The 14,964-nt window shown below is 60.7% G+C and carries 18 protein-coding genes; 9 read left to right on the forward strand and 9 right to left on the reverse strand.

Annotated features, from left to right (window positions below):
- Positions 1 to 75: 75 nt before the first annotated feature.
- On the reverse strand, positions 76 to 1,392 hold the full coding sequence (locus LB529_RS16520) for an ABC transporter substrate-binding protein (RefSeq protein ID WP_224711673.1): 1,317 nt from the start codon (positions 1,390 to 1,392) through the stop codon (positions 76 to 78).
- 166 nt (positions 1,393 to 1,558) lie between these two features.
- On the opposite strand from LB529_RS16520, the gene LB529_RS16525 reads away from it, so the two are divergent.
- Together LB529_RS16525 and LB529_RS16530 are read left to right on the forward strand one after the other, a co-directional pair.
- Positions 1,559 to 2,347: an IclR family transcriptional regulator gene (locus tag LB529_RS16525; RefSeq protein WP_095769349.1), complete on the forward strand. Its 789-nt coding sequence runs from the start codon at positions 1,559 to 1,561 to the stop codon at positions 2,345 to 2,347.
- Positions 2,348 to 2,503: 156 nt separating this feature from the next.
- Positions 2,504 to 3,340 carry an amidohydrolase family protein gene (locus LB529_RS16530; RefSeq protein ID WP_224711674.1) on the forward strand — a complete coding sequence of 279 codons (837 nt, stop codon included), beginning with the start codon at positions 2,504 to 2,506 and terminating at the stop codon, positions 3,338 to 3,340.
- Positions 3,341 to 3,380: 40 nt separating this feature from the next.
- Here the strand turns inward: LB529_RS16530 and LB529_RS16535 are convergent, their stop codons facing one another.
- From LB529_RS16535 to LB529_RS16545, 3 genes are read right to left on the reverse strand one after another with little or no spacing between them, the layout of a single operon-like run.
- Complete coding sequence (locus tag LB529_RS16535; RefSeq protein ID WP_224711711.1) at positions 3,381 to 4,505, reverse strand: extracellular solute-binding protein; 1,125 nt, start codon at positions 4,503 to 4,505, stop codon at positions 3,381 to 3,383.
- 14 nt (positions 4,506 to 4,519) lie between these two features.
- Complete coding sequence (locus LB529_RS16540; RefSeq protein WP_224711675.1) at positions 4,520 to 5,680, reverse strand: CaiB/BaiF CoA transferase family protein; 1,161 nt, start codon at positions 5,678 to 5,680, stop codon at positions 4,520 to 4,522.
- Positions 5,681 to 5,683: 3 nt separating this feature from the next.
- Positions 5,684 to 6,235 carry a MaoC family dehydratase gene (locus tag LB529_RS16545; protein WP_224711676.1) on the reverse strand — a complete coding sequence of 184 codons (552 nt, stop codon included), beginning with the start codon at positions 6,233 to 6,235 and terminating at the stop codon, positions 5,684 to 5,686.
- A gap of 229 nt (positions 6,236 to 6,464) precedes the next feature.
- Between LB529_RS16545 and LB529_RS16550 the strand changes: the two genes are divergently transcribed.
- Complete coding sequence (locus tag LB529_RS16550) at positions 6,465 to 6,614, forward strand: hypothetical protein (protein ID WP_224711677.1); 150 nt, start codon at positions 6,465 to 6,467, stop codon at positions 6,612 to 6,614.
- A 35-nt stretch (positions 6,615 to 6,649) separates the two neighbouring features.
- Here the strand turns inward: LB529_RS16550 and LB529_RS16555 are convergent, their stop codons facing one another.
- Positions 6,650 to 7,006, reverse strand: coding sequence for a hypothetical protein (locus LB529_RS16555; protein WP_224711678.1), 357 nt, complete (start codon positions 7,004 to 7,006; stop codon positions 6,650 to 6,652).
- 498 nt (positions 7,007 to 7,504) lie between these two features.
- Between LB529_RS16555 and LB529_RS16560 the strand changes: the two genes are divergently transcribed.
- From LB529_RS16560 to LB529_RS16580, 5 genes are all read left to right on the forward strand, one after another.
- Positions 7,505 to 7,963, forward strand: a complete 459-nt coding sequence (locus tag LB529_RS16560; RefSeq protein WP_224711679.1) for a YbhB/YbcL family Raf kinase inhibitor-like protein — start codon at positions 7,505 to 7,507, stop codon at positions 7,961 to 7,963.
- Positions 7,964 to 8,025: 62 nt separating this feature from the next.
- Positions 8,026 to 8,526 (forward strand): DUF6496 domain-containing protein, encoded by a 501-nt coding sequence (locus LB529_RS16565; protein ID WP_224711680.1) that lies wholly within the window; start codon positions 8,026 to 8,028, stop codon positions 8,524 to 8,526.
- Between the two features lie 207 nt (positions 8,527 to 8,733).
- On the forward strand, positions 8,734 to 10,122 hold the full coding sequence (locus tag LB529_RS16570; protein WP_224711681.1) for a DUF6538 domain-containing protein: 1,389 nt from the start codon (positions 8,734 to 8,736) through the stop codon (positions 10,120 to 10,122).
- 393 nt (positions 10,123 to 10,515) lie between these two features.
- The gene (locus LB529_RS16575) at positions 10,516 to 11,019 is read left to right on the forward strand and encodes a hypothetical protein (RefSeq protein ID WP_224711682.1); all 504 of its coding nucleotides are present in this window, start codon (positions 10,516 to 10,518) and stop codon (positions 11,017 to 11,019) included.
- Positions 11,020 to 11,099: 80 nt separating this feature from the next.
- Entirely contained in the window at positions 11,100 to 11,324 is a 225-nt protein-coding gene (locus LB529_RS16580; protein ID WP_224711683.1) for a hypothetical protein, read from the forward strand.
- 3 nt (positions 11,325 to 11,327) lie between these two features.
- On the opposite strand, the gene LB529_RS16585 is transcribed toward LB529_RS16580, so the two are convergent.
- The 4 genes from LB529_RS16585 to LB529_RS16600 all read right to left on the reverse strand — a co-directional run bounded on the left by LB529_RS16585 (position 11,328) and on the right by LB529_RS16600 (position 14,049).
- Positions 11,328 to 11,570, reverse strand: coding sequence for a hypothetical protein (locus LB529_RS16585; RefSeq protein WP_224711684.1), 243 nt, complete (start codon positions 11,568 to 11,570; stop codon positions 11,328 to 11,330).
- A gap of 60 nt (positions 11,571 to 11,630) precedes the next feature.
- Positions 11,631 to 12,113 carry a gas vesicle accessory protein GvpU gene (gvpU, locus tag LB529_RS16590; RefSeq protein ID WP_224711685.1) on the reverse strand — a complete coding sequence of 161 codons (483 nt, stop codon included), beginning with the start codon at positions 12,111 to 12,113 and terminating at the stop codon, positions 11,631 to 11,633.
- 378 nt (positions 12,114 to 12,491) lie between these two features.
- A complete protein-coding gene (locus LB529_RS16595; RefSeq protein WP_224711686.1) occupies positions 12,492 to 13,394 on the reverse strand; it encodes a hypothetical protein in 903 nt (300 codons plus the stop codon).
- Positions 13,395 to 13,581: 187 nt separating this feature from the next.
- Complete coding sequence (locus tag LB529_RS16600) at positions 13,582 to 14,049, reverse strand: hypothetical protein (protein ID WP_224711687.1); 468 nt, start codon at positions 14,047 to 14,049, stop codon at positions 13,582 to 13,584.
- 181 nt (positions 14,050 to 14,230) lie between these two features.
- Between LB529_RS16600 and LB529_RS16605 the strand changes: the two genes are divergently transcribed.
- The gene (locus LB529_RS16605; RefSeq protein WP_224711688.1) at positions 14,231 to 14,866 is read left to right on the forward strand and encodes a recombinase family protein; all 636 of its coding nucleotides are present in this window, start codon (positions 14,231 to 14,233) and stop codon (positions 14,864 to 14,866) included.
- The last annotated feature ends 98 nt before the right edge of the window (positions 14,867 to 14,964 follow it).

The following is a 14,964-nucleotide window of genomic DNA, read 5'->3' on the forward strand; positions in this document are numbered from 1 at the left end:
AGCGGAAAGTCAGCGGCGACAAGACGCTGTCGCCTCCCCCATTCACGATGGGGGAGGCAGCCTTGGGAGTGCTGCTTAGAGCTTGCCGGCGTCCTGAAGGATCTGCGTCGCCTTGGCGGCCGCCTCGTCCAGGGCCTGCTTGGACGTCTTGTCGCCAAGGATCGCCGCCTGCAGCTCGGGGTAGACGGCGTTGGAGATCTCGATCCACTCAGGCGTCTGCGGCACGGCGAAGGCGTGCTTGGCTTCCTCCTGGAAGGCGGCGAGGACCTCCTTCTTGTACGGATCGTTCTCAGCCTGCTTCAGGTCCCAGTCCCAAACCGCGGTGCGGGTCGGCAGCGGGCCGGCGGCGGCTTCCAGCTTCTGGCTGTCCTCATTGGTCAGCCACCACGCCAGAGAGGCGGCGGCTTCCTTGTTCGGGCAGTTCTCGGTCACTGAGAAGCCATGGAAACCCGACCAGCCGGTGCGCTTGCCGGAAGACCCCTTGGGCGCGACCTTCACGCCGACATTGCCGGCGACCTTCGAGGACTTCGGGTCGTTGAAGAAGCCGGCCCAGCCCGGCCAGTCGAGGTTGATCGCCACGGTGCCCGAGGCAAAGCCCTGGCCGAGATCGTCCCAGAGATAGTTGGTGGTGCCGGCCGGCACGGCCTTGGCCTTGTAAAGATTGACGAACCAGTCCAGCGCACGGATACCGGCCTCGGAATTGAAGACGGGCTTGCCATCCTTGTCGAGATATTCGCCGCCCTCGGCGACCACCATCTCGTAGAAGCGGCCGTTGATCGCCTCTTCCTTGCCGGCGAACTGCGTGCCGTAGAAATTGGGTGGGTTGGCGAAGAACTCGGCCTGATCGGTGACTTCCTTCCAGGTGTCGGGCGGCGCAAGGTCATAGCCGTATTTGGCCTTGAACTTGGTCTTGTTGTCGGCGTTCTCGTAGAGGCTCTTCTGGTAGTAGAGCGCCGAGACATCGAACTGCGCGCGCGGCAGCATCTCGAGCTTGCCGTCGATGGTCGCGGCCTTGATTGTCGACGGCACGAAAGCGTCGATCTCTTCCTTCGGCAAGAGCTTGCTGAGGTCGGTGTAAAGGCCGGTGTATTGCGGCGCGAAGGACGAATGGTTCCAGCCGACGCACCAGTTGGTGCTGCCCGAGGCGATGTCGGACTTCAGCTCCTTGTCGATGTCGAAGCCGTTCTTCTTGGTCAGGATGTTGACCTTGGCGCCGGTCGCCTTCTCCCATTCGGGGATGCGCTCATAGAGCTTTTCATATTGCTGACCGCCGATCAGCTTCACGTCGATCGTCACGCCCGGAAATTTGCCGGGCAGAGAGGCCGAAAACGCAGTGCCGCTCAGCAGCAGGCCAGCCAGGCCGGCGGAAATGCCTAGAACCAGTCTCGTCATGTTCTCCTCCCATGGGCTCGTAGCGACGGCCTGCCCGAGTGCGCGACCGATCGCCTGAGCTTCATTCATATGCAAATAGCATTTTCATTCCCGGGTCAAGCCGAATGTGCTTCCAGCGGAATGAAGTTCATGCATATATGCAGATCGAAATTCACTGGAGGGATGGGTGGCAGAGGAAGAAGATGGGGACCGCTACCGCGCGCCGGCGCTGGACAAGGGGCTGGATATTCTCGAGTTGTTGTCCAGCGTGGACGGCGGGCTGACGCAGGCGGAGATCGCCAAGCGGCTCGACCGCAGCCCGAACGAGTTCTATCGCATGCTCGACCGCTTGGTGCGGCGCGGCTATGTCACCAAGATCGACGGCGACCGTTACTCGCTGACGCTCAAGCTCTTCGGCCTCGCGCAATTGCACGCACCGGTTCGCCGGCTGGTGTCCTATGCGACGCCGATCATGCGGGAGCTGGCCGAAACCTCATCGCAGGCCAACCAGTTGGTCGTGTTCGACCGGGGCGCTGCCGTGGTGATCGCGCAGCAGGAAGCGCCTCGCTATTGGGGCATCTCAATCCGCGTCGGCTCGCATATCAGCCTGTTCGACACTGGTTCCGGCCATGTGCTGCTTGCCTTCCGCTCGCCCGAAGAGCGCAAGATGATGATCGCCGAGCATCTGCAGAGCACCGAGCATCTCAACCTGACGCCGGAATTCTTCGCCCGCCTCGACCAGGTGCGCGACCGCGGTTACGAGATGATGGCGTCGCTGCAGACCGCCGGCGTCTACAATCTTTCGACGCCGGTGCTGGGGCCGGACGGCAGAGCCATCGCGGCGCTGACCATTCCCTACATCACCTTAGTCAACGCGCCCACGGCGCCGGACATCACACTGACGATCCGGCATCTGCAGGATGCAGCGGCAAGGCTCTCGCAGCTCGCCGGGTCGGATGTGCCACAATCGTCGTAATTTCTTATTTGAATAATAGATTTTTCGGCGAGATAGTGTCTTAGGTGCGGGATCCGGTCATCCCGTCCTAACGCTTTGTTTTTTTGGAGCATGATCTTATCCGAAAAGTCTGCAACTTTTCAGGATCATTCTCCAGGCCACGGAGGATACGCCGCCATGATCATCGACACGCATCTGCACCTCATCGACCAGAGCGCGCTTCGCTATCCATGGCTTGCCGGTGTGCCGGCGCTGAACCGCGATTTCTCCTATGCCGAATATGCCGCCGATGCGCGGCGCTCAGGCATTGAAGCCGTGTTGCATATGGAGGTCGACGTAGACCCCGCCGACATCGCCGCCGAGACGGCGCACGTCAAGGCGATCGCCGGCCAGGCGGGCAGCCTGCTTCGCGGAGCGATCGCCTCCTGCCGGCCCGAGGAGGCCGGTTTCGAGGCTTATCTGGAAACGGTCAAGGCGGAGCCGTTCGTCAAGGGTTTCCGTCGCGTGCTGCATGTCGTTCCCGACGACGTTTCGGAAGGGGCGCTGTTTCGCCAGAACGTCAAGCGGCTGGCCGGCACTGGCCTGACATTCGATCTTGTGGTGCTGCCGCATCAGATCCCAAAGGCAATGGCGCTCGCCGACCTCGCGCCCGACGTCCAGTTCGTTCTCGACCATTGCGGCGTGCCCGACATCAAGGGCAATGCCGAGCATCCGTGGCGAGAGCATATGGAAGCAATTGCCAAGCGGCCCAACGTCACGGCCAAGATCTCCGGCGTCGTCGCCTATGCCGATCCGGCGACGTGGACGGTCGAGACGCTCCGGCCCTATGTCGGGCACACGATCCGGTGCTTCGGCTGGGACCGAGTGATCTGGGGCAGCGACTGGCCGGTCTGCACGTTGGGCGGCGGGCTGACGACCTGGATCGCCGCCACGCATGCGCTGCTGGCCGGTGCAAGCGATTCAGAGCGGACCTGCCTGCTCTCGGGCAATGCACGCCGGCTGTGGCGGATATAGACGTCAAGCTCGCCGAGCGTCGCGGCGGCGATCCGCACATCTAGCCGGCGGCTGGCACGAAACTCTCCCGGAACAGGCGATTGATGTCGGCGACGACATGGCCGGCGTCCTGCCGGCCGGCAAGGCCTTCATTGATGCGATCCGAAGCCAGCTGCTGGAAGGCCATGTAGCCGTCATGGCGCGGGCGGACCCAGGCGCCCTCGAGTGTCGCCCGCGTAGCGCGATAGAAGTCGCCGGTCGCGGCATTGACGGCATCGTCCTCCCAGGCCGCGGCGTGGCCGGGCTGGCCGCCTGCGGCAGCATAAGGGCCGCGCTGCACGTCGCCGCTGGCGATCCAGTAGGCGAAGTCGATTGCCGCCTGGCGCTGGGCGGAAAAGGCGGAGACGGCAATGCCGGTGCCGCCAAGCGCCGAGCCGACCGGGCCGTTGCCGCCGGCGACCGGCATGTCGGCGAAGGCGAGGCGGTGCGGGCGGAAACCCGCCACCGCATAGGGAACATAGCCATAGATCAGCGGCGCGCAGGCGATGCGCGAGCCGGACTTGGCCATCTTCTCGAAGACGGCGATCGGATCCATCGTCAGGCATGCGGGATCGACTAGCGCCGCAATCTCACGCAGCATCTCGAAGGCGGTTTCGCCGGTCTCGCCATCGACAAGGTCGTTCGAGCCGTCGACTATGCATGGCCGGCCGAGATCGGCGGCCAAAGTGTAGAAGCACATCAGCGAATGCGGCGGCCGCAGCGGCAGGAGCACGCGGCCCTGCTCGGCAAGCGCCAGCACTTCGGTCCAGATCGCCGGCGCGGCTTCGATCAGATCGGGCCGCCACGCCTGCACCTGGGTCGCGGCGTCGATCGGGAAAGCCCATTGCCGGCCCTGCCAGCTATAGCTCGGATAGGACTGGCCGACGCTTGCCGCAGCCAGCGCTTCGCGTTCCGCCTCGCGTCCGGGCACATCGAGCGGCGCAAGGCATTTCTCGGCGGTGATCTGGCCGACATGCGGGTGGTCGATGACGATCAAATCATAGGCGCGGGCGAGCTCTTCCACCGGGAAGGATTCGAAATCCTGCAGCGAGCGCTTTTCCCATTCGATCGAGACGCCGGTCCTTTCCTTCCACAGCGCCGAGCATGCCACCATCGGGTCGTAGCCGCGCGGATGGTTCCAGGTCATGCCTTTCAACCGGATCACAGGCCGAACTCCGCGCGGATTTTCTCGCTGTGCTCGCCGATCCGAGGGGCGGCCCGATCCACCTTGGCGCGCGCGCCGTCGACGCGCAGCGGCGAACGCGTGGTGAGGATCGACACGTTGTCCTCGCGTGTCACGGTCTGCAGCATGTCGAGGGTCTTGAAGCCATCGCTCTGCATCAGCTCCGGCCAGGTCAGCACCTTGGCGCACCAGACGTCGGCGGGCTCGAGAATGGCCAGCCACTCGTCGATGGTCTTCTCGGCGATGCGCCTGGCGATGATCGCCTTGATCTCGTCGCGGGCGGTGAACCAGGTCGCGGACTTGCCGCGGAACGGGTCGAGCTCGGGCAATTCGAGCAGGTCGGCTATCTTGGGGATCGGCGTCATAGCAATCGCCAGGTAGCCGTCCTTGGCCGGATAGACGCCGTAAGGCGCCGAGAGATAGGCATGGGCGCTGCGGAAGGACGAGCGCTTCGGCAGGCGGCGGCCGTCGTTGAGATGCGTGGTCAGCACCTCGAACTGGAAATCGACCAGCGCCTCGAGCAGGCTGGTCTCGACATGGCCGCCCTCGCCCGTGATGCCGCGCCGCACCAGCTTGGCGAGGATGCCCTGGGCGCAGGCGGCGCCCGCCAGCATGTCGGCGATCGCCAGGCCGAACGGCACCGGTCCCTGCTCTTCGTCGCCGTTCAGCCACATCACGCCGGAACGAGCCTGCGCGAGCAGATCCTGCCCAGGGCGCTTGACCCAGGGACCGTCCTCGCCATAGCCGCTGATCGAGGCATAGACGAGCCGGGGGTTGATTGTGCTGACATGCTCATAGTCGAGGCCGAGCCGCTCAATGACGCCCGGCCGGAAATTCTGGATCAGCACGTCGGCCTTGGCGACAAGACCGCGCAGCGCGGCGAGGTCGGCTTCGTTCTTCAAATCGATGGCAAGGCTCTCCTTGCCGCGGTTGATGGCGTGGAAAATGGTGGAATCGCCGCCGATCTCGGTGTCGCTGAGATAGAGCCGGCGCGACAGGTCGCCGCCGTCGGGCCGCTCGATCTTGATGACGCGCGCGCCGAGGTCGAGCAGGCGCAGCGAGCAGTAGGGTCCCGACAGGAACTGGCTCATGTCGACGACGACGAGGCCGGTCAGCGGAAGTTCTTTGTCAGCGGCCACGATTCACTTCTCGGTCTTGCCGACAAAATCGGCCGGGTTCTTGTATTTCACGGTCTGCAGATGCTCGCAGTAGAGCACCAGCTCCCCTTCACCCTTGAAGACTTCATAGCTGGCGCGGATCAGGCCCATATCCTGGTAGCGCGGCTTTTTGTCGAGGTTGGTGCGGATCGAATAGATGGTGTCGCCGATGAAGACCGGCTTGATGAAGCGCAGTCTGTCGTAGCCATAGGAAAAGGCGTTGATGCAGTTGGTGGCGACCAGGCCGAGCCCGGCCGAAAAGATGAAGGCGCCCGCCACCAGCCGCTTGCCGAAGATACCTTCCTTCTCGGCGAACATCTGGTCCTGCACGTAAGGATGGATGTCCAGCACCAACGCGTTGAACGTATGGCTTTCGCCCTCGGCGATGGTGCGGCGAAGCGAGCGGATTTTGTGGCCGACCTGCCAGTCCTCGTAGAACCAGTTTTCCGAATTCCAGACAGGGATTTCGGCATGCGCCTCAGGCATGTCGGCGGGATGCGTCGAGGCGACACCGACGGTCGGCGAGAATGCGCTCATGATCCTCTCCGGGAGCTTCCGGCGCGGCCTGCTCGGCGGTTCCGGGCGCGATGCCGGATGGCGAGATGCATGGTCGCTTTCCTCCCACTCTTTTCTTTTGTGAATAATATTTTCACATATGGGATTACCTTGCAAGCGACGATCGGCGAAATTTTCGCAAGCCGGCACCAGCGGAGGAGCCGCCGGCGACGCCAGGGAAGATCAATGCAAAGCGCCTGTCTTGCCTTTGTTGGCAGCCCCAATCGCGAGGCGCCTACTTCCAGGGCGCGGCGTCTACGCCTTCGACGAGGCGACGCTCGCCGCGCAGAAGCTTGCCGAGACCGACGAGGTCAGAACGCCGATGTGCGTGCGGATCATCGAGGACCGGCTTCAATACTGATCTTAGCGAGTGGAGTTCTTAGCGACTGACTTTGCTCACTGGCCGATCCGCGCGAACGAGCCGGTATAGGTCTGGCCCGCAAGCGCGTAGGTGACGTTGAGCATTCCCGGCGACGGCATCGTGGCGGTGATGTCGGCGCCGTTCGGCAAGCGTCCGAGCTTCAACGTATTGCCGGAAATCCTGCCGGAGCCGTCGGCGACGCCCGGCTTGTTGTCGGCCAGGTCGCCCCATGCGTAGCTGGCCGTCACCTGCCCGCCTGAAGACACGGTCAGGATCGCCAGCTTGCCGTCATACATGCCGTTGAGCTGCCCCGCCCATATGCCTGAGAATGCGGCGTATCTGGCGGGAACGCCCTTGCCGGGTGGAACGACCGCAGCCGCCTCATCCAGCACCGCCGAATTCGGTGAGGCCGGAGCGGGAGCGGCGGCCGGAGCGGGTTGCGGGTCAGCAACAGGCTGTGTGTCCGGGGTCGATTGACAAGCAGCAAGCGCGACCGCAATGCAAAGCATCGGCAAGAGATTGTTTTGTCGCGCAAGCAGCCCGGATCGAACACGTCCCTGCGCCGGATTTCCCAAAGCCGGAATTCTCATAAGCATCCCTCTGACAGTAAGCCCTTAGCCTAGTTGCGGCCACCAGCATAGGGATTTCCTCCGGCGCTTGTTTCGCCGGGATACGACCTTCGTTCGCTTCCCTTGGAGCGGCCTTCCTAGGGACGACATCTCGACTTGCAGGCATCCATCGACGCTCCGTCGCGGGCATGATGCCGGAACTCCCGTCAATGCCCAGCGTTCCAAAAAAGAAACCAGTAGCGAGCGCGCTCCGCCGATCCGAGCAAAGATTGTTCGTGAATTCCTTCGAGAAGAGCGCGATAGGTGCACGGAGCTCCAGCCATGGCTTTCACGCTTGAGAGTCCAGCCTTTGAAAACGGCCATACCATTCCCGAGCCCTATGTCCGCAACGGAGGCAATTTGTCGCCTCCCCTGCGGTGGAAGAACGCACCGGCCGGGACCAGAAGCTTCCTGCTCGTCGTCGAGGATCCCGATGCGCCGCGCGGCATGTTTCGCCATTGGGCGGTCTATGACATTGCCGCCGGGCGAGACCGCTTGCCGGAAGGCACCGCTGGACCGGAAACTTTCCACCAAGCCGTGAACGACTTCGGCAATGCCCATTATGACGGTCCCCAGCCGCCAAAAGGGCACGGCGTTCACCATTATCACTTCCGCCTTTCAGCACTCGACGTTGAGGCGCTGGAGACCAGCGGGGAACCGGAAATCGCGAATCTTCTGACCCAGGCGGCGCCCCATATGATCGCCACTGCCGACCTCGTCGGCACATATGAAAGCCGCTGATGCGCGATCCGACGCATCCTGTCGGCATTCGATCATGGCCCGTTCGAACGAGGAGAAAGACAATGCCGGACAAGAAAACCATTGAAAAGGCGCGCGAGGACAAGCGCGAAGGCAAGTCCGCTAGCACGCAGGCCGGTGAATTTGTTCACGCGGAAATCGACAAAGTCCGCAAGGGCAAGCACGGCGCCCGCTCCACCAAACAGGCGATCGCCATCGGCCTTTCGGAGGCGCGCCGCGCGGGCGTCGACCTGCCGCCTCCGAAGAAAGGCGATGTGAAGGAGAGCACGCGCAAGAGCGCCAAATATGCTTACGAGGCAGGCCAGGGCGAACGGAAGCCGAAGCGCCAGCCGAAGGTCTCGAAGGCGGTATCGAAGGTGCTTGAGAACGAGCCTAAGAGCACCGCCTCCCACAAGGCTCTGTCGAAGCAGGCCAAGAGCGCCGCAGCTGGCCGCACAGCCGAAGAGCGGTCGGCGGCGGCAAGGAAGGCCGCGCAGACCAAAGGCGCCGCCGGACGATCGGCTGCAGCGCGCAAGGCAGCCAGAACCCGCGCCCAGCACGGTTAGAGCAATTCCGGCGCGAGCGGTCTTCCGTTCGTGCAGTGTTCAGGAAGGACTGTTTGGTGGAGCCAATCGGACTAGACACCACGTCTCCTGCACCCGTTGCAAACCTTGAAATCCCATGGTAGGCGGTCTTATTAAGGGGTCAGAACGTGGGGTCAGAATTGAATGAGCAGGCGGAGGCAGACAAGGGCACGAAGGAACAACGGGGCGATGCGGCACCTTCAACTGAAGGGAAACCGATACCGCTACCGTAGGGCCATTCCGGCAGAGCTTCAACGGCACTTCGGAGGCAACAAGTTCTACGTCCGGTCGCTTGAAACCAGTGACGTTGTAGAGGCCAAGCGGCGTCGGGACGAGGCCGAGAGGGAGAGCGACAAGTTGTTCGCCGAGCTTCGGCGCGGCGGAATGACCGCCACCACCCGAGACACCATTCGGGAGCTTGGGGAGGTATGGGCAAGGGAGCTTGTGGAGAGCCGAGCGGACCCCGTTAGATGGACCGAAAAGCTGACAGGGCGAACCCCCGCCACGGACGAAGATGTCCACGACGCTTACGGCCATGTCATGGAACAGGCCGAGAGGGTCGAGCGGGAACACGGGGAAGAGGCCAAGGCAAAGTTTCTTAATGAGGCATTCGGCCGTGTCGGCGTGGACCGCTTCCGGGACGACTACCTTGGCGAGGTGAAGCTTGCCCCGAAGACCATCAGGGACCGAACGGGCCACCTTAACAGGTTCGCAAGGTGGGCCGAAGCCGAAGGGCTGCGACTGGCCGATATCGACCGCCGCACCGCAGGACGATATTTCACCTCACAGCTCGCCAGCGGAGACCGCTGGACCGCTCTGAAGCACCTGTCGAGCTTGCGGGGATATTGGGACTTCCTGAAGCGGCGCGGCCACGTCAACGGCCGCGATAACCCTTGGGAGGGCCAGCAGTTGCCCGACCGGAGCCGCAGGGTTGAACGTGGGGCACGTGACAATGACGAGCGGCCATTCACGACGAAGGAATTGCAAGCCCTGCTCTATCCTTCGGAGGCCGAGAAGGCCAAGGCACTGGGGCGGACCCCTGCCCCGCTCATTGACGACGCCATGCGCATTGCGGCGCTGACCGGGATGCGGCTTGCGGAGGTCGTTACGCTTTGGTGCGAGGAAGTCGACGAGGGCTTCTTCTCGATCGGCCACGGAAAGACGAGCGCGGCGGTGCGCCGTGTCCCCATCCATCCCGACCTTGTAGAGATCGTGGAGCGGCGCACAAAGGATAAGAAGCCGAAGGATTGGCTGTTTGATGAACTGGCGACCGAGAGGGACCCCGGCGACACCTTCGGCAAGCGTTTCGCCCGCTTTAGGGAGCGCCTAGGAGTTGACGACAAGAGGGACGGGAAACGCCGAAGCTTGGTCAACTTTCACAGCTTCCGCCGATGGTTCATCACCGAAGCAGAGCGCGGCGACATTCCGGAGAGCACAGTGGCGGCGGTTGTAGGTCACGAGGAGGGCCGCAAGGGCATCACGTTCGGGGTCTACTCGCGTGGACCCTCGGACGAACAACTGCGGGCCTGCGTCGAGGCCGTGAAGCTCCCGCCTGCAAAGTCTGGAAAAAATGACTGAGCGAGGGAGCCTCCCCCAAGATTTTTGCAGACCCGAGCACCCGAGCACGCGAGCATCCGATTACCGGAGTACCCGAGCACTGGAAATATCAGCTAACCCTTTGAGCTTTTTTCTATTTTCAATTCGCACGGTCCATCTTGCGAATGCGAGTTGGACTATATGGTGCAACTCGCAAGATTGGCCTTTTGACGGTACAACTATGGTCTAGCGCCACATTTTCTATTTAAGTATTTGATTTTACAAGCGATTTTCCCCATATTAGCAGTGTACCAGCGAGGTGCTGCTCGGGCGGTGCGGCTCCAACCCCGCACCGGAAGCACAATAGCTCGGTATCGGCCGGGGGTCCAAACCTCGGCCACCCTCTTCTCCTGCTCTCAAATCATTGGGGTTATGATGGCAAAGAAATCTCGCGCCGCCAAGAAAACGGAAGCTCTTCGCGCCAGCTTATGGCCTGACCTGGACCCAAGCCATCTGTGGAGCCGCCATACTGACGACGGCTACACTTCAATCCCTCGGACGTTGCCGATCATCATGAGCATCATCGATGACTTGACAAAGGGTAAGCCGGCATCTGCGGCATACTTTGAGCTTTGGTGCCGCGCCTTCGATGAAATGTATGTGAGCCTTGGAGCTGCAGCCGCACTCGCTACCCACTCTGGGTACAGCGGGCAGAGAGCTATTCGCATGTGGCAGGAGCGAATTGAGAGCTTGGATAAACTCGGTTTCATTCGGACCAAGGAAGGGTCAGCCGGTAGGCTGTCGCACGCCGTCATTCTCAATCCTCATCTCGTTATCAAGGCATTGCATGACAAGAAGCATCCGGGCGTGACCAAGGAAAAATATGCAGCCTTGGTCGAGCGTGCCACCGAGACGGGTTCCGACGATTTTCAATCCTAGTCTAGCGGGGAGACCTTGTTCAAAGGCGTCTCCTGTAGGAACATACTCCTAGATGGGGCGACGTTCAAAAGGAGGTCGCTATGGTCCGACGCAACAAACCCAAGCAGCTATCAAACGGAGAGCTGGAGCAATTCATGAAGGCGGCCGAGGTGCTGCACAATAGCATCACCCGGCCTCTCATATCGCCCCAGTGCGACCACTACAGGTCCCTTCAGGATTTGCATCAGGCGCTCTTGAAGACCGTGCGGGAAGTCACCGGTAAGGATGCGACGTTCGTCCGCTGGTTTGGAGCCGGGTCGAAGTAGGCTTCAGCTCTGCGGCTTCACAAGCGAATACGTTTCGCCCGTCGCATGGCTTTCAAGGACATGCTCTGAAACGAGATGCAATTCCGGCCCGTCAATGTGGCCGAGAAAGTAGCGGCCCCCGGCGCTGCTATGCCCAACACCTTCAGCGGCGTTCATGTCAGCAAAGTCGCCGCGCGTGACCCATATGACGCCTTGCCGATTACCAGCCGCGTCGAACGCCACGAGACTTGTATGTTGCATCGCCATTAACCCCGCTGGATCGATGTTCCATTAATATCAGTGCGCTCCAAGTTAGCGGAGGGCCGCTCACTCGTCTCCTGTTAAGGTGCCCATAAGGAACCCTTGAACTTCGCAAATCCTGCCCCGCCACCACGCTCCCTCATTGACTGGGATGGGCTGGCTTGGGCCAAAATATATGTGTGCGTTTTTGAGGTGAATGAAATTCGGCGGCGTCTTAGGCGTGCTGTCGTCGGGGTCTGAAATGTAGAGGTCGCCGTGACTTGCATACAGTTCTGCTAGCTGGGTCGCCAAATCGGGAGCCTTCTCCCGCAATCCATCTGCGACCGCCTTCCCAAATTCCTCGAAATACTGCTTTCCAGATGTAAGTTCACCGCTAACCAAGGAGCCGCCTACAGTGAGTGTAATCTTTAGAGTCATGCCGCCAGTATTCACCATGTCGACCAAACTCTGGAGAAACCAGTCATTCGCCGGTCCAACCGGCGGGACATCGCTGTCTCCAGATTTATCTGTCCGGTTCTCGCTTTCCTTTTCGTCCCCAGCGGTCGTCATATGAAATCCTCTCCCTCTTGTTTGAGGCATAGTGAGCACGAACAAGGGCCGATTTCAATCTGGCGGAAAAATCCGAGGGGTCGAACTCGACAGTTGATGCAGCGCGATACCCCCCCGCCGGGGTCGCGGCCCGCCCTCACACCCGGGGCCCACGCTCGGCCACCAATAGGCCGTCTTTCGTGTCCGGATAGCGGCTGGAGGGGCTTCGCTGGGTTGGATGGTGTAGGACACCGGGCAGGCCCTAACGCCTCTCCAGCCACGGTCTATTTGTCAGGCACAACGAACGTTGCCTTGGGACAATTAGCCTCTTCGTGGTAACAGTGGCTTCAGCCAAGTGCCAACTTGGGACCACTGAACGTCCGCAAAGAGTGCCGCTTCTTAAACACTGTCATAGTACGCCATCATCCCTTTGCAAAATTTCCCGGACACAGTCAGCGATTGATCTCTAGTCAAGCTTCTCTGCAGCGCCCTGGGTTTGTCATAGATAGCGTCTTCAGGGTTACGCTCTCGCCCCTGCCAGCCATGGTAGAAGTGCAACAACTCAAAATTTCCGATCACATGAGGAAGAATGTACCTGTCTATCGAGGCTGCTGTTTTTGATATCATAGCCATATACCTTAGAAACGTAGAATGGCTTAGTCGATTTGCGGGTTCAATATTCCCTTGAGACGGCTCTTTGGAAACGTTGCTGTCCCTACCGAAGCCATGGGCAAAATCATTTCTAAGCCGTCTTATCTCTTCTAGGTCGGATATGCTTATGCTTTTATCTTCATATGGCCCAAACAGCCTTCGAAAACCTGCAAACCTTGCATTCCAATCCCCTTTTGTTATGTCATCTATCTCGGCCTTGTATGGTATTTCTATATCGCGCTTTAACAGAGTTAGTCCGTCAATCTCTCTCGTCGAACCGTACCTACACATAGGTTCAGCCATCAGCGCTGATCGAACAATTTGACGAAGGTATGTTTCCAAATAGGCAGTCGCGGAAACCAAAGCGCTTAGGCGCAGCCAGTTCTCCAGTTCCGTTCTTGCGTCCAACCAATCACCGACCGTTGGTGGAATTCTGAGCGCATCGGGACCGGTCGCGTGGAATGCATCTGCTGTTGGCGTTGTTGGTGACGCGTCGAAAGCGCTCTTCGCAGTAAATCTGGAGAATTCCGAAATTACTTTGAAAGACCAAAAATTCTGATTGATCTCAGTTTCGTACTTATTGAATGACCTCAGAGCGAAACTTCGGCTCATCGCTGGAGCATAGCGATCAAAGGCCTGGTTTTGCGGCATCACTAATTAACCCCCATATTCCTCATACGACTTTCTGGACATATTCTAGTCCACGCAAGCTTTGAGTGCGGACGCCGATGCTCGCTATCTCGATCGGCCCACGCCCCTATTGAAAATGTCGGAAAAATGCGAGGGGTCGAACTGAACAGTTGGAGCAGTGCGATACCCCCCGGGGATGGGCATTGGGCTATGGCTTCCGGTTATCGATTTTCTCGGCAGCCATAACGGAGTCGACTCCGTTGACTTTCGACCGGAGGGCGAGTTCCTCATAGAGGTAGCGTGCGAACATCGAACCCGCGCCCATCACCACCCACAACGGCACACCAATGGCCCCACCAAGGGCAGCTATGCCGGCACTATGGCCGCCGAACACTGCAACACCAACGGCGGCAGCACCAAGTCCCATTCTCTGGGCGAAAGAGCGATTGTCCCAGCCAACGCTTTTGGTCTGTGACGCTACGATCTTCATCATCGGCCAGATGACCTTGCTTGAGACCGTGACGGCGATTGCCTTCTTCGCCTTTTGGCGGGCAGGCAGGTCCGAGTTCCGAATCTCGAGAAGCTTCAGTGCCCAAGCCTTGAGCGCGTCATTTTGGTCCGGCGTTGCCTCTTCAGCAATTCGAACCGCAAGTTGACGATAGGTCTTCTCATCCATGTGCAGCCCTCAATGTGCTGCCTTGGCTCGTATCAGAGCCGCGACTGCAATGACAGGTGTCCGGAAGGGTATAGCCCAGCGTACAGCGAAGGAGCTGTCCGAAAGAGTGTCCGTTAGGTTGACTTCCATCAACGGACAGGCTAGTCAGCGTACATCACGCTAACGGACAACCGAGGAGCCCATGTCCAAGACCATTCTTTATGCCCGCGTCTCGACCGTTGACCAGACGCTCGGCCACCAGCGCACCCAAGCGGAGGCCGCTGGGTTCACCATTGACGAGGTGGTGGCGGACCACGGGGTCTCTGGGGTGAGTACCACGCTTGCGGAGCGGCCCGAGGGTCGAAGGCTCCGGGACATGCTGCGGAGAGGGGATACGCTCGTGGTCCGCTGGGTGGATCGGCTGGGCCGCAACTACCAAGACGTTTGCGACACCATTCGCGAGTTCATGCGGAAGGGCGTGGTCGTGCGGACCGTGATCAATTCCATGACGTTCGACGGGGCTACCAAGGACCCCATGCAACAGGCCGTGCGGGACGCGCTCATAGCCTTCATGGCGGCAACTGCCCAGGCGCAGGCCGAAGCCACGAAAGAGGCCCAGCGGGCAGGCATAGAGGCCGCTCGGGCACAGGAAGATCGCTACAGGGGCCGCAAGCCCAGTTACGACAGAGCCGCGCTACAGGCCGTCACCGACATGCTGGCGCAGGGACAAGGAACATCCGCCGTCGCCAAGGCGTCAGGTCTCACGCGTCAGACTGTGCTGCGGATCAGGGAAGACCCAGCGGCGGCCGAAAAGGCGCTTGTGGCTTGGGGCATGTGAGGGAGGATCGGAGATGGCTTACACGCTGGCAATGACCTTCATGGCCCTTTACGGCATGTGCGGAGCGGTTGCAGTGGTGAGGTGGATCGTCGGCCGGT

The organism is Mesorhizobium sp. CA5, assembly GCF_020165105.1.
Taxonomy (GTDB): Bacteria; Pseudomonadota; Alphaproteobacteria; order Rhizobiales; family Rhizobiaceae; genus Mesorhizobium.